General features: G+C 49.4%; 16 protein-coding genes and 1 tRNA gene. 10 read left to right on the top strand and 7 right to left on the bottom strand.

Annotation, left to right across the window (positions count from 1 at the left end; genetic code table 11):
• Window positions 1-26: 26 nt before the first annotated feature.
• Complete coding sequence (locus tag EWA64_RS11020; RefSeq protein ID WP_061894115.1) at window positions 27-1,544, bottom strand: CYTH and CHAD domain-containing protein; 1,518 nt, start codon at window positions 1,542-1,544, stop codon at window positions 27-29.
• Window positions 1,545-1,749: 205 nt separating this feature from the next.
• On the opposite strand from EWA64_RS11020, the gene EWA64_RS11015 reads away from it, so the two are divergent.
• The 3 genes from EWA64_RS11015 to EWA64_RS11005 all read left to right on the top strand — a co-directional run bounded on the left by EWA64_RS11015 (window position 1,750) and on the right by EWA64_RS11005 (window position 4,614).
• The gene (locus EWA64_RS11015) at window positions 1,750-2,430 is read left to right on the top strand and encodes a TIGR00153 family protein (RefSeq protein WP_061894217.1); all 681 of its coding nucleotides are present in this window, start codon (window positions 1,750-1,752) and stop codon (window positions 2,428-2,430) included.
• Window positions 2,431-2,558: 128 nt separating this feature from the next.
• Window positions 2,559-3,818: an inorganic phosphate transporter gene (locus tag EWA64_RS11010; RefSeq protein ID WP_061894216.1), complete on the top strand. Its 1,260-nt coding sequence runs from the start codon at window positions 2,559-2,561 to the stop codon at window positions 3,816-3,818.
• Between the two features lie 184 nt (window positions 3,819-4,002).
• Window positions 4,003-4,614: a TIGR04211 family SH3 domain-containing protein gene (locus tag EWA64_RS11005; protein WP_061894114.1), complete on the top strand. Its 612-nt coding sequence runs from the start codon at window positions 4,003-4,005 to the stop codon at window positions 4,612-4,614.
• Between the two features lie 51 nt (window positions 4,615-4,665).
• On the opposite strand, the gene EWA64_RS11000 is transcribed toward EWA64_RS11005, so the two are convergent.
• Window positions 4,666-6,792, bottom strand: a complete 2,127-nt coding sequence (locus EWA64_RS11000) for an AAA family ATPase (RefSeq protein WP_061894113.1) — start codon at window positions 6,790-6,792, stop codon at window positions 4,666-4,668.
• A gap of 96 nt (window positions 6,793-6,888) precedes the next feature.
• Between EWA64_RS11000 and EWA64_RS10995 the strand changes: the two genes are divergently transcribed.
• On the top strand, window positions 6,889-8,109 hold the full coding sequence (locus EWA64_RS10995; RefSeq protein WP_061894215.1) for a multifunctional CCA addition/repair protein: 1,221 nt from the start codon (window positions 6,889-6,891) through the stop codon (window positions 8,107-8,109).
• 90 nt (window positions 8,110-8,199) lie between these two features.
• Here the strand turns inward: EWA64_RS10995 and EWA64_RS10990 are convergent, their stop codons facing one another.
• From EWA64_RS10990 to folB, 3 genes are read right to left on the bottom strand one after another with little or no spacing between them, the layout of a single operon-like run.
• A complete protein-coding gene (locus tag EWA64_RS10990) occupies window positions 8,200-9,003 on the bottom strand; it encodes an undecaprenyl-diphosphate phosphatase (protein WP_039440726.1) in 804 nt (267 codons plus the stop codon).
• A gap of 14 nt (window positions 9,004-9,017) precedes the next feature.
• The gene (gene folK / locus EWA64_RS10985) at window positions 9,018-9,500 is read right to left on the bottom strand and encodes a 2-amino-4-hydroxy-6-hydroxymethyldihydropteridine diphosphokinase (protein ID WP_061894112.1); all 483 of its coding nucleotides are present in this window, start codon (window positions 9,498-9,500) and stop codon (window positions 9,018-9,020) included.
• On the bottom strand, window positions 9,497-9,856 hold the full coding sequence (gene folB / locus EWA64_RS10980) for a bifunctional dihydroneopterin aldolase/7,8-dihydroneopterin epimerase (RefSeq protein ID WP_061894111.1): 360 nt from the start codon (window positions 9,854-9,856) through the stop codon (window positions 9,497-9,499). Before folB ends, folK begins: the two co-directional genes overlap by 4 nt.
• Before the next feature lie 124 nt (window positions 9,857-9,980).
• Here folB and plsY point away from each other — a divergent pair, with 124 nt between their 5' ends.
• A complete protein-coding gene (gene plsY, locus EWA64_RS10975) occupies window positions 9,981-10,589 on the top strand; it encodes a glycerol-3-phosphate 1-O-acyltransferase PlsY (RefSeq protein WP_039435591.1) in 609 nt (202 codons plus the stop codon).
• A gap of 83 nt (window positions 10,590-10,672) precedes the next feature.
• On the opposite strand, the gene EWA64_RS10970 is transcribed toward plsY, so the two are convergent.
• Both EWA64_RS10970 and tsaD read right to left on the bottom strand, forming a co-directional pair.
• Window positions 10,673-11,488 carry an alpha/beta fold hydrolase gene (locus EWA64_RS10970; protein WP_061894110.1) on the bottom strand — a complete coding sequence of 272 codons (816 nt, stop codon included), beginning with the start codon at window positions 11,486-11,488 and terminating at the stop codon, window positions 10,673-10,675.
• 53 nt (window positions 11,489-11,541) lie between these two features.
• Entirely contained in the window at window positions 11,542-12,561 is a 1,020-nt protein-coding gene (gene tsaD / locus EWA64_RS10965) for a tRNA (adenosine(37)-N6)-threonylcarbamoyltransferase complex transferase subunit TsaD (RefSeq protein WP_061894109.1), read from the bottom strand.
• A gap of 227 nt (window positions 12,562-12,788) precedes the next feature.
• Here tsaD and rpsU point away from each other — a divergent pair, with 227 nt between their 5' ends.
• From rpsU to EWA64_RS10940, 5 genes are all read left to right on the top strand, one after another.
• Window positions 12,789-13,004 carry a 30S ribosomal protein S21 gene (gene rpsU, locus EWA64_RS10960; RefSeq protein WP_001145625.1) on the top strand — a complete coding sequence of 72 codons (216 nt, stop codon included), beginning with the start codon at window positions 12,789-12,791 and terminating at the stop codon, window positions 13,002-13,004.
• A 28-nt stretch (window positions 13,005-13,032) separates the two neighbouring features.
• Window positions 13,033-13,476: a GatB/YqeY domain-containing protein gene (locus EWA64_RS10955; protein ID WP_039435597.1), complete on the top strand. Its 444-nt coding sequence runs from the start codon at window positions 13,033-13,035 to the stop codon at window positions 13,474-13,476.
• Between the two features lie 86 nt (window positions 13,477-13,562).
• Window positions 13,563-15,329, top strand: a complete 1,767-nt coding sequence (gene dnaG / locus EWA64_RS10950; protein WP_061894108.1) for a DNA primase — start codon at window positions 13,563-13,565, stop codon at window positions 15,327-15,329.
• A gap of 99 nt (window positions 15,330-15,428) precedes the next feature.
• Complete coding sequence (gene rpoD, locus EWA64_RS10945) at window positions 15,429-17,303, top strand: RNA polymerase sigma factor RpoD (protein ID WP_061894107.1); 1,875 nt, start codon at window positions 15,429-15,431, stop codon at window positions 17,301-17,303.
• Between the two features lie 143 nt (window positions 17,304-17,446).
• Window positions 17,447-17,522, top strand: a tRNA-Ile gene (locus EWA64_RS10940).
• Window positions 17,523-18,303: the final 781 nt, after the last annotated feature.

Raw genomic sequence — 18,303 nt, 5'->3', positions numbered from 1 at the left:
ATGCCCTATTTTCTCGAACAACCCTGTTAACGTCGCCAGTAAGGTTCTGCTTCAAGACCGATGGCGCGTGTTTGATCCATCGCGTGCAAGATGGAGCGTTCTTGGCGCAGCAGCCAGCGCTCTAATTGCTCACGCTCTTCAACGGCCAATTTCTCACATAAAGGATGTAAGTGGCGCAGCATCAATAGGTCATCAATACCGTGGATCAGATCAGCCCAAGGCATACGAAAGCCGTTACGCTCTTCAGCATCGTAAAGGCTGGCAAAGCCGACCCCAGTGTAAAGATTGCGCATTAAGCGATAGCGTTGATCAATATACGCCTGCGCCGACATCTCTTGCTCGGCGGGAAAGGCTTCCATCAACTCCGTCCAAGTCCTGTCCAACTGCAAGACGGAAAACTCTTTGACCGAGCTAGCCATCTGCTCGCGCGCTTTGTCATCCAAAAACGGCTGCCAACCACGAGTTAGAATCCAGCGGCTCAAATCAAGCAACAAGCCGGTGTAACGCGCACTGGTTAATAGACGCAACATCTCTTCACGATCCGGCAGGTTGTCAAGTTGCTGAGTGAGCTCAGCAACGAGAAATTTACGTGCGTCCAGCTTGCGCAGTACATGACCTTTGTCTTCCAAAAGTTCGGTTAAATGCGCATGCTCGCTCAACCACGCCAGCTCTTCTTCCAACCATTTCAGCTCTTGGCGCAAAATGGCGCTAGCGCGGCGCGGCACAACCCCGCCAAAGATGGTCAAGGTTTGCCGAATAAAGCTGATAGCATGATTGATTTCGCGCAGAGCCTCCACCGACTCACGCTCAACGTATATCTGTTCGTGGTAGTGCCAGTGCGACAGCGCATGCTCCAGTGAATTGATCAAACAATACTCAACGTTATCGAGCTTGCCAGTATCAACCAAACTGAGCGATTTCACTTCATCGCCTTGATAACCTTGCGCTAGGCGATAGCCTTTGGCCGCTTTACTTAAGTTACCAAGACGCATGCCGCCCGATTCAGACAACAAACGAGCCAAAGTAAACAGCGCGTCGGTCTGGCCAGATTTGAGCTCCAGTTCCACTTCACAAATCGTGTCTTCTTTGTCCTGTGCGTTGACTAAGCCTTGGTCAAACGCTACTTCAACTTGGCTGCCATCTGGCATACCAATTAACCACTGTTCACGGCTAAAGTTGGTGGAAAAAAGCGGCATTAATTCGGCTTGTAAGGTTTCAATCTCTTTGCCTTGCGGCCAGATATCAAGCGGATGCAGTGAGAGATCGGGAATGTTGCAGGTATGTTCTGCGTTGTACTCGGGACGTTGATGTAAGCCTGCAACGACGCGTCCAGCCGTTTTGACAGTCTGAACAAAAACGTCATCAAAGCGGCGTATCCTTAAGCCTGTATCGTGTTGACGAAGCCAGTTGTCTGGGGTGTCAAAGTAGGTGTTACCCAGATCTCGACAACTGTGCTGAAGTACTTTGGTTTCGGCGATTTTTTCTCGCAAAGTTTCTGAAAATTCAGGAGAAACAAAAAACTTCAGTTCTATCTCGGTTTCCATAGTTATACCTTTCAAAGCAGACTGGAACAGGATATTGCCTAAATTCTTACGGGGCAAGAAAGAAATATCGCACTAGAGATGATCTAAAACAGTTTTAATGCGGGATTTAATGCGTTAACATGCGCGCCTTTATAGCCATCGCTCAACATTTCACCATGAAATGGTGTATGTTCTTTTAAGGTTATAGTTATTAGGTTGAATGACCATGCCAGTAAATACAATTATGGGGTTATTTGCAAAGTCCCCTATAAAGCCTTTGCAGCGTCACGTGGTTTGTGTCAACGAATGTTGCTCACACCTGATCAAGTTCTTTGAAGTCTGTTCAGAGGGCGATTGGGAAAAAGCAGCGGAAATTCGCGCACAAATCTCTCATCTTGAGAAAGAAGCGGACGTCCTGAAACGAGAAATTCGTCTCAAACTTCCTCGCGGTTTGTTCTTACCCGTCGATCGTACCGACATGCTGGAGCTCCTGACTCAGCAAGACAAACTGGCAAACCTGGCAAAGGATGTCGCAGGTCGCGTCTACGGTCGCAAACTGGTGATTCCTGAAGCACTCCAATCCAATTTCATCGCTTACGTTCAACGTTGTCTTGATGCCGCTAATCAGGCTCAAAACGTGATTAACGAGCTGGATGAACTCCTCGAAACCGGATTTAAAGGCCGCGAAGTGACTCTGGTCGCAGAGATGATCAATCAGCTGGATGTTATCGAAGACGATACCGACGCGATGCAAATCACTCTACGTCAGCAACTGATGGCCATTGAATCGGAGATGAACCCTATAGATGTCATGTTCCTATACAAGATTTTCGAATGGGTTGGCGGTATTGCAGACCAGGCTCAGCGTGTAGGCGCGCGTCTGGAATTGATGCTATCTCGATCTTAAAACATTAAGTAAACGAAAAATAACAAAGAGCATAGTCAACCTGTTTTGGTCATCACAGAAAAAGACCAAAACAGGACAAACGTATGTTTGATTTTGCTCCGCTTGTTATAAATCAACTAGGTATTACGATGGATATCCTTGCGAACTACGGCACGGTCCTGATTCTTGTTGCAGCGGCTTTCGGATTTATGATGGCAATTGGTATTGGCGCAAATGACGTTGCCAACGCCATGGGCACCTCAGTCGGTTCGAAAGCGCTTACCGTAAAACAAGCCATCATCATTGCGATGATATTTGAATTTGCGGGTGCATACCTTGCAGGCGGTGAAGTAACCGACACTATCCGTAAAGGTGTTATCGAAACATCTCTTTTTGCCGACAAGCCCGACATTCTGGTTTATGGCATGATGTCCGCTCTTTTAGCGGCCGGTAGCTGGCTATTGCTGGCGTCTTACATGGGTTGGCCGGTTTCAACGACTCACTCGATTATCGGCGCCATCATTGGTTTTGCCTGTGTTTCTGTTGGCACAGAAGCGGTTGACTGGAGCAGTGTTAAAGGCATTGTCGGCAGTTGGATCATCACTCCGCTTATCTCTGGTTTCTTTGCATACCTTATCTTCGTCAGCGCACAGCGTCTGATCTTCGATACCGAGAAGCCCCTGCTAAACGCAAAACGCTTCGTCCCGATTTACATGTTCATCACCACTATGGTGATCGCGCTGGTAACTATCAAAAAGGGTCTCAAACACGTGGGCTTGCACCTTAGCAGCTCTGAAGCGTGGATGGCCTCAATCGCCATTTCTGCCCTCGTAATGGTCGGTGGTTACCTTTATATCCAGAAAAAATTTGCTAGCCGTGAAGATGACCACAGCTTCGCTGGCGTAGAGAGCATTTTCAGCGTTTTGATGGTGATTACCGCCTGTGCCATGGCCTTTGCTCACGGCTCAAATGACGTCGCCAACGCGATTGGTCCGCTTTCTGCGGTCGTGTCTACCGTTGAGCACATGGGCGAAATCACGGCGAAAAGCCAAATTGCTTGGTGGATCCTACCTCTCGGCGGTTTTGGTATCGTGGTTGGTCTTGCCACTTTAGGTCATAAAGTGATGGCCACTGTCGGTACTGGTATTACTGAGCTCACGCCAAGCCGTGGCTTTGCCGCGCAGCTCGCAACCGCATCAACCGTTGTGCTGGCATCAGGCACAGGTTTGCCAATTTCAACCACACAAACCCTTGTCGGCGCTGTGCTGGGTGTTGGTTTCGCGCGTGGTATCGCTGCACTCAACCTTGGCGTGGTACGCAATATCGTCGCTTCTTGGGTAGTAACACTGCCTGCGGGCGCACTGTTAGCTGTCGTCTTCTTCTATATGATGCAAGCGATTTTTGGCTAACACAAAGCGTCAGAAATATGTAAAACAGGGGCCGATTTTGTAAGCACCTTGTCATATTTGACTCAAACGCACATTAAGGGAGGCTTTGCCTCCCTTCTTTGTTGCATGAGTTTGGGAAACTTTTTACTATTCGTCCATCGGGGCATTTATCGCCGACTCTAAAGAAATCGTTAAGGGATTTATTGTGAAAAAACTCATCGTTACGGTTTTGCTGACTGTCTTTGCTGTGCCGTCACTCTTCGCACAAGACCGCTACATTGCAGATGAACTGTTTACCTACATGCATTCTGGGCCAAACAACACTTTCCGTATCATCGGCAGTATTGATGCTGGCAGCAAAATTCAGTTAGTACAAAGCAACAGCGAAACAGGTTACAGCGAAGTGGTTGATGAACGTGGCCGCAAAGGCTGGGTACAAACAAAATTCATCACTCGCCAAGAAAGCATGGCGATCCGCCTTCCGCGTTTGGAAAAAGAACTCAAAGATGTGAAAGCGCAACTGGCCAACGCGCGCCAAAGTGCTGACACTGAAAAAGCGGGCTTGGTCGATTCACTGGAAAACCGTAACCAACAAATTTCCGAACTGGAGATGAAGTATGGCGAAATCAGCGAGCAGCTCACCGCTGTTCAAACGGAAAATCGCCAACTGCGCGCGAAACTAGATACCCAGAAAGACGATCTGCTATTGAAATACTTTATGTATGGCGGCGGTGTCGCGGGCGGTGGCTTGCTCTTTGGCTTGATTTTGCCCCACTTAATCCCACGCCGTAAAAAATCCCCGTCAGGCTGGGCATAATACGAAACGTTCAGGCCGCGATTGCGGCCTGATTTTTATCCGTCTTTACGCTCATCCCTTCCACTCATACAGGGCTGGAATGGCAATCTTCTCGCCGTCAAACTCCACCACAATCGACTGAGGTAAAATTTCCACCAGCTTAACTTGCTGCTCAATCCAATCCCCTTGGTGATACTCTGCACCATTGATCTTCAACCAGCGTCGTTGGCTGTCATTGGAGTAAATATGCGATTGCAGATTCAGTGCCGGTAAACGCCCACGCCAGCGCGCCGCTTCCATTTCCAGCGAGTGCACTTCCCCCTGTTTTGTCTGACTTGGCTCGGGTGATGGTGAAGCCAACGCACTTTCCACTTTCATCGCCAGTTCTGGAGAAAAACCCGAGAGATCTAGGTTATCGAGTAAGTCTTGCGCCTTATCCGCGTTCGGTTGCTCAGGTGAAGAGGCATTTTGCGTGAGCAGTATAGGCGGAGATGTGGCTTCAGCCAGAGACGCCTGCGGAAAAGTTCTAGGCAACGGTGATAGATAACCGAACGGCGGATAGCTCAAGCGTTGCGCCACCTTCTCTTGTTCGGCCAATTCAGCCCCTTGCTGTAAACTCGGCGCGCTCAATTGAACCAACTGCTGCAAACGCGACAAAGTGTTCGGCCCGGCGATACCATCGACATTTATCCCCTGCCATTGTTGGAACCATTCCACTCGGCGTTGCAGCGCGCTATCAAAGTGCTCACCGCCTAGCGGATCATCATTGAGTGCTTTCGCCAGTAGCTGGTCTAATAGCGTAATCGCTTCGCCGCTCATGTTGAGCTTTAAGGTGTCACGCAGCGGCGCACGCCAAATAGCCATCGTTTCTCCGCGCCACAAAGCGAGCAGTTCGCTCACTGGTACTCGCAGGCGCGCATCGCCATTGAGCACCTCCGCCCACTCATGCTGCACGCGCCAAAGCACCACATACCCACGCTGATTCTGCTGCTGTAGCGTTAACACCACTGGACGGTTAGCCTGCACTATCTCCTGCCAATTACTCTGCAAGCGAGCACAGCGAAATACCGACAGTGGCGCATTAAGACACAAGCTGTCTTGCTCACTCGCCTGATATCCCCACACTTGATACAGCTCACTCAGCGCCTGCTGTGGATCTTGCCGAGCCATCATCAAGTCGACGATATTCTCTGACGGTGCAGGTGCAATCACGAGAGCGCTGCTTGGCGCATCGGGTTCAACATCGCTAGCCACTGCGGCTTGATTTGTGCTTAGCTGCGTGGTGTACCAGTAACCACCGCTTGCCAGCAGCGCGATGATGCTCAGCGCCACGGCACTTTTTGCCCACCTTGTAGTGGAGCGGCCTGTTTGTGGCTGCTGATAGATTTGCGCCTGAAACTGCATCACCTCTTCACACGCTTTCTGCACATTGGTTTTGGACACCAGCAGCGTACTTTGGTAAAAACTCAATTGCAGCGCTTTATCGCAAATCAAGTTAATCAAACGCGGGATACCGTGGCTGTATTTGGCAATCAGCTTGGTGGAGCTGCGATCAAACAGTTGCTTGTCACCTCCGGCGGTATGCAGACGAAAAGCGATGTAGTCGGCCGTCTCTCGCTCATCTAAGGGTAACAAATGGTAGCGGCCCGTAATGCGCTGGGCTAATTGACGCAGTTGGGTGGTTTGCAGCAGCTTTTGCAGCTCAGGCTGCCCGACCAGCAACACTTTGAGCAGTTTACTGCTCTCGGTTTCTAAGTTGGTGAGTAAGCGCAGTTGCTCCAGTACATCCGCCGCGAGGTGCTGCGCTTCATCAATCACCAGCAGTGTTTGCCTCCCCATTTGGTGATTGCGCAGTAAGAACTGATGAATGATCTGATGGAGTTGCTTGAGGCTTGCCTGCTGTGGATAGCTGAGATTGAACTCATCACAAATTGCTTCGAGCAGTTCCAAGCTGGAGAAGGTCGGATTGAGTAGCAGCGCGGCGCACTTGTTGTCACCTAAGTTGGCCAACATCGACTTAGCCACAGTGGTTTTGCCTGTCCCCACTTCACCAGTTAGCATGGCAAAACCACCGCCATCGCCCAAACCTGCCTGCAGATGGGTGATGGCTTCACGATGACGTTGACTCAAATAGAGATAACGCGAGTTCGGCACAATCGAAAATGGCAACTCAGAGAAGCCAAAAAAGTCCTTATACATACACAATCCAAACGCAACGGGCTCATTTCAATAGGGAGCAAAGTACCATTGCTTGCTACAATGTCCAGTCAGATCAGCAATTATTCGAGGTCACACGTGGAAGTTTACTTAGTCGGTGGCGCAGTCAGAGACCGATTACTGCAAATCCCGGTTTACGATAACGACTGGGTCGTGGTCGGCGCAACCGCCGAAGCCATGCTCAGCGCAGGTTACACCGCCGTTGGCAGCGATTTTCCGGTATTTCTGCACCCCAAAACCAAACAGGAATATGCCCTTGCGCGTACGGAACGAAAAACCTCGGCCGGTTATAAAGGCTTTGAGTGCTTTTTCTCACCGGAGGTGACCTTGGAAGAGGATCTCCTGCGTCGTGACCTGACGATCAATGCCATGGCGATGGACGCGCAAGGCCAGATCATCGATCCTTATGGCGGACAGCAAGATCTCGCCGATAAACTATTAAGGCATGTCTCCAGTGCGTTTACCGAAGATCCGCTGCGCGTTCTGCGCGTGGCACGCTTTGCGGCAAAACTCGCGCCGCTGGGTTTTCGTATCGCCGAGGAGACGATGACGCTAATGAGAAGCATCGTAGAATCCGGCGAGCTGCAAGCCTTAACTGCCGAACGGGTCTGGCAGGAGTGGTTCAAGTCGCTCAATAGCGATGCGCCGCAAGTTTTTCTGCAAGTGCTGCGAGAGTGCGGCGCCTTGGCGGTCGTGCTGCCAGAAATCGATGCGCTGTTTGGCGTGCCTCAGCCAGAAAAGTGGCACCCGGAAATTGATACAGGCATTCATACCTTACTGGTCGCTGAGCAAGCTGCCAAGCGCAGCCCATCGCCTGTAGTTCGTTTCGCCGCGCAAGTGCACGATTTAGGCAAAGGCGTGACACCCAAGGAAGAGTGGCCAAGCCATAAGCTGCACTGCCACACCGGGCAGAAACTGATCCAGCGCCTTTGTGAACGAGTGCGCATTCCCAATGAATTTCGCGATTTGGCGCTGTTGGTCTGTGAGCAACACTCTAACATTCACCGCGCCGCTGAACTTAAACCAGCAACCATCATCAAGATCCTCAATGGCTTTGATGTGTGGCGCAAAGCGGAACGATTAAAAGAGATCCTATTGTGCTGCGAGGCGGATCATGCCGGTAGAAAAGGGCTGGAGAACGAACCGTATCCGCAGTCAGAACTTATGATGCGTGCATACCAAGCCGCATTGTCCGTTGAGGTGCAAACGGTGATCGAAGCGGGATTCAAAGGTTCTGCGATTCGCGATGAACTGGAAAAACGCCGCATTGCCGCAGTGACCAACGCGCTTGGCCGCTAGAGTGATATAACACTCTCAGCCATAGAGCAAAAAAGGCCCGCGGATCACAATCCGCGGGCCTTTTTAAAATGAGCTGAGCGAGTTAAACACTTAAGCGCTGAGCAGGTAGGCAAACAAACCGACGCCCAGAATCAAACGATAAATCACAAAGGGCATCATGCCCATACGTGAGATCATCTTCAAAAACAGATGGATACACAGATAAGCACTGACAAATGAGGTGATAATCCCGGTCAGTAAGAAACCAACATGCACTGGCTCACCGCTAGTGACGAGTTTCAAACCAAGGTAAGAACCCGCCAAGGTAATAATCGGGATCGACATTAAGAAAGAGAAACGCGCTGCAGCCTCACGGGTAAAACCCAGATAAAGCGCTGCGGTAATGGTGGCTCCTGAGCGAGAAGTGCCTGGGATAATGGCCACTGCTTGAGCAAGGCCGATAAAGAGCGCTTTTTTCCAACCCGCTTGATACTCATCATTGAGCAGCGTGGCATTCTTATCAACCCACCACAGCAACAAGCCGAAGATGATGGTCGTGGTTGCGATCACATAAGCGCTGCGTAAGTAAACCTCAACCACATCTTTCATCAATAAGCCAAAAATACAGGCAGGAATGGTCGCCAGCACGATCATCCACGCCAGCTTCGCTTCTTTACTGCGATCCCCTTTAAAAATGGAGGCGAACAAAGCCGAAAACAGCGTGATCACTTCATGGCGGAAGTAGATGACCACTGCGGCCAACGTCCCTACATGCACAGCGACATCGAAAGCCAACCCTTGATCTGCCCAGCCAAAAATCGCCGAGGGCAAAATTAAATGCGCCGAACTGGAAATCGGCAAAAACTCCGTTAGGCCTTGGATCAAAGCCAACACAAACGCTTCAAAATAACTCATGGTTTACTCGGTTTTTATAATGAAAAATCAATTCTTTGCAAAGAGTCGAGCTCCTTTGCATTGCGCCAAATTTGCTCGACGGTGCGGCCATCACCCGGTATGGTCAACTCCGGTTGCAAATCATACAAAGGTTGGATGACAAAAGGATATTTAAAAATATCGCTGCGAGGCAACTGCGGATTTTGCGCACAAATGCAATCACCAAACAACACAATATCGAGATCTAAGGTGCGATCTTGAAATTTTTGCGCATTCGTATCTCGACCCCACTTATGTTCGATCGCGCGCAAACGTGCGACAAACTCCGGCAGTGCGAGGTCAGTATTGAGCTGAATAACAAAGTTAAAAAAAGGATGGCTATCAAAACCGACCGCAGCACATTCGTATATCGGCGAAGCGCGTAAATCACTGCCCAATGCCGCCAACTCTTGCCAAGCTGCGCGGGCGTGTTTCTCTCGCTCTAGGTTGCTACCCACGCCGATATACGCGGTGTTCATGCCTGACCTCGTTCAATGATAACGCCCACCGCGCGCGCCTGTGGCACGGCTCCGGGCTTGGCCAGACGGATACGAATCCAAGGAACGTTAAAACGGCTCATGATCAACTCAGCCACTTCTTCGGCGACACGTTCGACCAACAGAAAACGACCACCTTCGATATGTGTCAGCACGGCCTCACTCACTTGGGCATAATCGAGCGCGTCGCGCACATCGTCGCTTTTGCCAGCAGGGCGATTGTCGTGGGCCATCTCGATATCCAGTACCAGCTTCTGTTTGATCTCCTGCTCCCAGTCGTACACACCGATGGTGGTGATCACTTCCAACTGTTCAATAAACACTTTGTCCAGCGCCATGTTTTGTCCTTATTAGAGGTCGGATACCCGTTTGGGGTAAATTCATCGTATTATTTTCGCAATCGCGCTATGATAGCAACTACGCGAAAAATGAGCATTAATTTCCAAATATTTAGGTACTCACATGGACGCACTGGCAGTGACAATGACCATCATCGCCTACCTGCTGGGATCAATATCCAGCGCGGTGTTGATTTGTCGTGTGCTGAGATTGCCTGATCCACGAGGTGTCGGCTCCAATAACCCTGGCGCAACCAATGTGCTACGAATAGGCGGAAAAGGTGCCGCAGCCGCTGTTTTGCTCTGTGACATGCTCAAAGGCACCATTCCGGTGTGGAGCGGTTACTATTTCGGTATCGACCCCATCTTACTTGGCGTGATTGCCATTGCGGCTTGTTTAGGCCATATGTACCCAATTTTCTTTCATTTTCAGGGTGGTAAAGGTGTGGCTACCGCACTTGGCGCGATCGCCCCCATCGGCCTTGATTTGACCGCGATGATCATGGTTACTTGGCTGACGGTGGCATTGCTGTTTCGCTATTCTTCACTGGCCGCGCTCATCACTGTACTGCTTGCACCCTTTTATACGTGGATGATCAAACCTCAGTACACCTTGCCTGTCGGTATGCTGTGCTGCTTGATTGTGCTGCGCCATCATCAAAATATCCGCCGCCTTTTTACTGGCGAAGAGCCGAAAATCGGCGAAAAGAAATTGCCTTTCCCCAAACCTTAATCACGGATGCTCAACAACAATAAAAAGCAGCAGCTTCAACGTGAACCTGCTGCTTTTTTACACATTCATGCGTAAACCTGAATTTATGCGTAAACCTGCGCAAAAAAATCGCTCAGCATACGGTTAACAAACTCCGGCTGCTCCAGATTACTAATGTGGCCTGCATTGGGGATCTCGATTAGTTGACTAGACGTGATCACATCTTGCATCAGATAGGACTCGAACACCGGACGCGGCTTATCTTCTCTACCCACAGCAATAAGCGTCGGCAAGGCAAAGTTCTCCGCATCTTCAATCACATCTCGGCGACCAAACACCATACGACCCACTCTCGCCACTTGCACCGCTTGCTCTCCGGAAAGAGAGGCCAGTTTTTGTGTAAAATCATCAACCAACTGAGGATTTTTCTCTTTCGCATCGTTGGCAAAAAACAGCGGCACCACCGCATCCACGATCGGTGGTGGCACCATTTGGCTTTGACTAATGGCGTCTAACATAGCGAAATATTTTTTGTGCGTCACTTCGGATTCTAGGCCGATAAAGGTATCCATCAGTACCAAAGACTTCACCCGCACAGGTGCCTGCGAGACTAACTCCGCCCCCCACATGCCGCCGACGGATAAGCCAACAACAGAAAACTGCTCAATGGCTAGATGGTCCATCAAGGCCAGCACATGACGCGCGTAATCACCCAATGAATGGCAGTTCGCTGGCGCTGCCTGTGATTGTCCGTGCGCCCACAGTTCAGGTACGATGCAGCGAAAGGATTGGCTTAGCCACTCAATTTGCGGTGCCCACATTTGGCTATCCCACAAATAACTATGGCCAAACAGTAAAACTGGGCCTTGGCCCACATCTTGATAAGCCATCTGGTGACCATCAATCTCGAATGTCTTCATTTTTTATCCTTTTGACTGATAAAAACGGCCGCCTTGGCGACCGTTTGTCTCTGTTATTGTTCGATTGCCGTCAGCGTATCAATCGGCCAGCGTGGACGCGCCTCAACCGCTAGATCTGACACTTCATTGTTCTTCAAACGTTGCATACCGGCGTAAGCAATCATCGCGCCATTGTCGGTACAAAATTCGGTGCGCGGATAGTAGACTTCACCGCCCACTTTCTTCGCCAATTTCGCTAACTCGGCGCGTAAACGTTTGTTGGCACTCACCCCGCCCGCAATCACAATACGCTTCATACCGGTTTGCTCGAGAGCTCGCTTGCATTTTATCGCCAAGGTTTCACACACCGCCTCTTCAAACGCTAAGGCGATATCGGCACGAGTCTGCTCATCATCACCGTTGGCTGCAATGGTATTGGCAGTAAAGGTTTTTAAGCCGGAAAAACTCATATCCAACCCCGGCACATTGATCATTGGACGAGGGAACTTAAAGCGTCCTGATGTGCCTTTTTCCGCCAACTTAGACAATAGCGGTCCGCCAGGGTAGTCCAAGCCCATTAGTTTCGCCGTTTTGTCAAATGCTTCACCCGCCGCATCATCAATCGATTCGCCCAAGATTTTGTACTCACCGATGCCTTTCACTTCCACCATCATTGAGTGACCACCAGAGACCAGCACCGCCACAAACGGAAACGGCGGTGGGTTCTCTTCCAACATAGGCGCAAGCAAATGGCCTTCCATGTGATGTACGGGCACGGCGGGTACGCCCCAAGCGTACGCCAAACTGCGTCCAATCGTCGCGCCAACTAATAGGGCACCAACCAAGCCGGGGCCTGCGGTGTACGCCACACCATCAATATCTTTTGACGTTAATTTGGCCTCTTTTAGTGCCTCTTTAATAAGAGGGATGGTTTTCTTCACGTGATCACGAGAAGCGAGCTCAGGCACGACACCGCCGTAATCGGCATGCAGTTTAATTTGGCTATATAATTTATGGGCCAGTAGGCCTTTTTCATCGTCATAAATGGCGATGCCTGTTTCGTCACAGGAGGTTTCAATGCCGATAATGCGCATAGTGTTCTCGGTATGCTTAGTGCTAATTGAAAATTGGCGACATATTACCTCGCTGGGCTCTGACAAACAAATTTTGTACAGACAATAGTCGACAAAAGGCTTTACAAAGCCATTGTGATCGGATTAAAATTCCGCACCATTTTTGATCAAGCTGGTTAGAGACCAATCGCTAGTGATTTGTCTATTTATTACCAGCGCTAACGAATAACCCCTGAGGTGAAAGGCATATGCCAGTAGTTAAAGTACGTGAAAACGAACCGTTCGACGTTGCTCTACGTCGTTTCAAGCGCTCTTGCGAAAAAGCAGGTATCCTTTCTGAAGTGCGTCGTCGTGAGCACTACGAAAAACCAACTACAGTTCGCAAACGCGCTAAAGCAGCAGCTCAAAAGCGTCACGCTAAGAAGCTAGCTCGCGAAAACGCACGTCGCGTTCGCCTGTACTAATAACTGAGCTCCCAAAAGGAATTTAGTTATGGCTCTGATTGACACTCTCAAAGAAGAGCAAAAATTAGCGATGAAAGCCAAGGACAAACAGCGCCTTGGCACAATCCGTTTAGCCTTATCAGCCATTAAGCAACGTGAAGTTGACGAGCAGATTACTCTGAGCGACGACGACATTCTCGCTGTGCTGACCAAAATGGTTAAACAACGTCGCGACTCTGTATCGCAGTTTGAAGCGGCAGGTCGTCAAGACTTGGCCGATGCGGAGAAAGCAGAAATTACTGTGCTTGAAGACTTCATGCCACAACCGCTTAGCGAAGAAGAAGTAACCGCGCTTGTTGAAGCCGCCGTTGTTGAATCTGGCGCTGCGGGCATGCAAGACATGAGCAAAGTAATGGCTGTGCTCAAGCCGCAAATTCAAGGTCGTGCAGACATGGGTAAAGTGAGCGGTTTAGTTCGCGCTAAACTGGCTTAACTCCCACACCTGTTTGCAGCAAGCCGTGCTATCCTTTGGAGCGCACGGCTTGTTTGTATCTACTCTTCTCTTTTTTATTAGGTTTTATGGCAGGACACATCCCTCGCAGTTTTATTGATGACCTCCTAGCTCGACTCGATATCGTCGATATCATTGACGCACGGGTAAAACTTAAGAAAAAAGGCAAGAACTACGGTGCTTGCTGCCCTTTCCACAACGAGAAAACCCCCTCGTTCAGCGTCAGTCAGGAAAAGCAGTTTTACCACTGTTTCGGCTGCGGTGTGCACGGCAATGCCATCGACTTCATGATGGAATACGAACGACTCGAGTTTGTTGAAGCCATTGAAGAACTCGCCTCTTATCTTGGTCTAGATGTACCGAGAGAACAGAGCACTCAAGGCAGTGGACGCTTTAGCCAAGCCCCTCAAGCAAGCAGCAGCGAAAAACGTAGCTTGTATGACTTGATGACAAGCATCGCACAGTTTTATCGTAACCAACTCAAACAGCCTGCAGGTAAAGTAGCGATTGATTATCTGAAAAATCGTGGCCTCTCAGGCGAAATAGTGCAGAAGTTTGGCATCGGTTACATCGCCGATGAGTGGGATTTAGTACGTAAAAATTTCGGCCAACACAGTGATGCGCAAGAGATGTTGGTCTCGGGCGGCATGCTGATCGAAAACGACAAAGGCAATCGCTACGACCGTTTTCGCGGCCGAATCATGTTCCCCATCCGCGATCGCCGTGGGCGGGTCATCGGTTTTGGTGGGCGAGTGATTGGCGAAGGTACGCCAAAATACCTCAACTCACCTGAAACACCGATTTTCCACAAAGGCAAAGAGCTCTACGGCCTTTATGAAGTATTGCAAGCCTATCGCGAGCCACCACAAATTTTGGTGGTCGAAGGCTATATGGATGTTGTCGCCTTGGCGCAATATGGCGTAGATTACGCCGTTGCTTCCCTTGGCACTTCCACCACTGGCGATCAGTTGCAAGTGTTGTTCAGACAAACCAGCACTGTGGTATGTTGCTATGATGGTGATCGGGCGGGCCGAGAAGCAGCTTGGCGTGCAATGGAAAACGCGCTGCCGTACCTGACCGATGGGCGACAACTTAAGTTCATGTTTCTACCGGACGGCGAAGACCCGGATTCTTATATCCGCCAGTTTGGTAAAGCAGAGTTCGAGCGACAAGCTGCCAGTGCTACACCACTGTCTGAATTTATGTTTAGCTCTCTTGCTCAACAGGTGGATATGAGCAGCAAAGAGGGCATGGCAAAGCTCAGTACACTCGCTGTTCCATTAATTGATAAAGTGCCAGGCGGAACTTTACGTCTATACTTGAGAGAATTGTTGGGACGTCGACTTGGTTTGGTTGATGAGCGTCAATTGCAGCAACTCATTGCGCGCCAAGCTCAAAGCGAACAAAAGCCTCAGCCTCACCGAGAGCTGAAGCGAACCCCGATGCGTGAAGTCATCGCCTTGTTAATCCAGCGCCCAGATTTTGCCCAGTTGGTGCCCGATCTGAGCTCAGTCGCTCACTTAACCATACCCGGCTTAAGTTTATTGATAGAAGTGCTTGAAAAGTGTCAAGCACGTCCCAATATCACTACGGGCCAATTGTTAGAAAGCTGGCGCGGTAGCCAGAATGAGACCCTTCTGTCTCGTCTTGCGAGCTGGGAAATCCCTCTCGTAGAAGATAACGAAGAAGATATATTTTTGGATTCACTGGATAAAATTCTTGCCCAGTGCATCGAAAAGCAAATTGAAAACCTGCAGGCAAAAGATAGAAGTATCGGCTTATCAGCCGATGAAAGAAGGGAGCTGCTAGCACTGATGCTAGATTTAAAAGCGTAACCCTGTTTAATTAGTCAGCAACGAATTTATTTGCTATAGTTAGTGGTTTGCATTTCGCATACTAATTCCTTCACCAGATTACGAAGTTGGATACCGTCTATGGATCATAATCCGCAGTCACAGCTAAAACTACTTGTCATTCGTGGCAAAGAGCAAGGCTATCTGACCTACGCCGAAGTAAATGACCACCTACCTGCCGAGATCGTTGATTCCGAGCAGGTGGAAGATATCATTCAGATGATCAACGACATGGGCATCAAAGTAGTAGAAACTGCTCCTGATGCTGATGACCTGTCGCTGAGTGATGAAACAAACATTACCGATGAAGACGCAGCCGAAGCGGCAGCGGCTGCACTTTCGAGTGTAGAAAGCGAAATTGGCCGTACCACGGATCCCGTGCGTATGTACATGCGCGAAATGGGCACGGTAGAACTGCTAACACGCGAAGGCGAAATTGACATCGCCAAGCGTATTGAAGATGGTATCAACCAAGTACAATCTTCAGTGGCTGAATACCCAGGCACAATTCCTTACATCCTTGAGCAGTTTGATAAAGTGCAGGCAGAAGAGCTTCGTCTGACCGACCTTATCAGTGGTTTTGTCGATCCTAACGCTGACGAAACCGCCGCTCCTACTGCAACACACATCGGTTCTGAGTTAGCCGAAGCGGATTTGGAAGACGAAGACAGCAACGACATTGACGACGATGAAGACGAGGATGAAGACGGCGACGATTCAAGCTCAGATTCTGATGAAGAGATCGGCATCGATCCTGAAGTTGCACTTGAGAAGTTCTCACAACTGCGTAACAGCTACCAGAACGTTCAGCTTGCTATCAACGAGCATGGCTACGACAGCGCTCAGGTTGCTCAAGCTCATGAAGTGATGCTGGAAGTATTCAAAGAATTCCGTCTCACACCAAAGCAGTTTGATCATCTGGTTAACGAACTTCGCACGGCAATGGATCGCGTTCGCACCCAAGAACGTTTGATCATGAAATCAGCGGTCGAAATCGCAAAGATGCCGAAAAAATCGTTCATTGCTCTGTTTACAGGCAACGAATCTAACGAGGCATGGCTAGATCAGATCCTCGCCTCTGACAAACCATACGCAGAAAAAATCCGCCAACATGAAGAAGACATTCGTCGCTCTATCGCCAAACTGAAAGCGATTGAAGAAGAAACGTCTTTGTCTGTTAACAACATCAAAGACATCAGCCGTCGCATGTCTATCGGTGAAGCGAAAGCTCGCCGTGCGAAGAAAGAGATGGTGGAAGCAAACTTACGTCTGGTTATTTCTATCGCGAAGAAGTACACCAACCGTGGCTTGCAATTCCTCGACCTCATTCAGGAAGGCAACATCGGCTTGATGAAAGCGGTAGATAAGTTTGAATACCGTCGTGGTTACAAGTTCTCAACTTATGCGACATGGTGGATTCGTCAGGCGATCACTCGCTCTATCGCGGACCAAGCCCGAACCATTCGTATTCCGGTACACATGATCGAAACGATCAACAAGCTCAACCGTATCTCGCGTCAAATGCTACAAGAGATGGGCCGTGAGCCGTTACCGGAAGAACTGGCTGAGCGCATGCAAATGCCAGAAGACAAAATACGTAAAGTACTGAAAATTGCCAAAGAGCCAATCTCCATGGAGACACCTATCGGTGACGACGAAGATTCTCATCTAGGCGATTTCATCGAGGATACTACGCTCGAACTACCACTAGATTCAGCAACAGCGACTAGCCTGAAAGCGGCGACTAAAGACGTTCTTGCTGGCCTAACACCTCGTGAAGCAAAAGTACTGCGTATGCGCTTTGGTATCGACATGAACACCGACCACACTCTAGAAGAAGTGGGCAAGCAGTTCGATGTAACGCGTGAGCGTATCCGTCAGATCGAAGCAAAAGCACTACGTAAACTGCGTCACCCAAGCCGCTCAGAAACACTGCGCAGCTTCTTAGACGAATAACACGGCGTGTTTCAGAAAAAAGGTGAGCCTCGGCTCACCTTTTTTGTTTTTTATTATGCTAAGTGAATAAAAACTAAGCGCAATTAGCCGTTATAACGTCTAGACACCCTGCCCTAGTTCTCCTATAATCTTGGCTCTTATTTGGCCCCTTAGCTCAGTGGTTAGAGCAGTCGACTCATAATCGATTGGTCCCCAGTTCAAGTCTGGGAGGGGCCACCATATTCCAGAAGGCTCGTAGAGAAATCTACGAGCCTTTGTCTTTTCTAGTCCGGTCTATATCCGGTCCCCTTTCTCTTAACAATGGCTACTTCCGGTAAGCTCTGGTCCATTAGGTCAGGCGAAACTCTCCATGTAGTCACCACCGAGTCACAGTTCCTAGTCCAGAGTGATACCCACCATCAGAACCTTCTCTCGTCTGTACAACGCAAATCAGAGCAGATACATACCACTCAACACCAGAACTGAATCCCAGAAAAACTTCGCGCTGGAACCAACAAAAATATAACCAACATTCCGTTCCATTAGGTCTAGTTATTAATATAAATATAATTTAGATACCTGAATGGGGTTCTAGCTGAGATTACGCAGGAGACTCAGCACCGAAGATTAGAAACAGATGAATGTTGAATCATGATGACCGATTACCCTCAGTGGTAATCGGTCTGTTATCTCGTAAGTGATTTAGGTCAGTAGTCATCGGCACTCAACCACAGCACCAGAAACAGCGGCTAATCACCGAACTGGTATTCATACTGAAATCGGAAAAAACCAATGACATACTGGATTACAGCGCAAATCTGGTATGAGTTAGGGTGTCGAGTTGAGTTAGTCGAATCAGATGGAACAGCCGTCGACGACGACGGCAAACTGGACGGAAAACCTAAATAGGAAACTTACATTAGGGTTCGTGTCCAGCTCGGTATCTAGCCAAAATCGCAGCTAAAGACCGGATAGAGACCGGACCGACGACTCCGTCGGCAAAATTACAGAAACTACATCA

It is taken from the genome of Vibrio cidicii (assembly GCF_009665415.1).
GTDB classification, from domain to species: Bacteria; Pseudomonadota; Gammaproteobacteria; order Enterobacterales; family Vibrionaceae; genus Vibrio; species Vibrio cidicii.
This window is presented reverse-complemented; position numbering and strand designations above follow the sequence as displayed.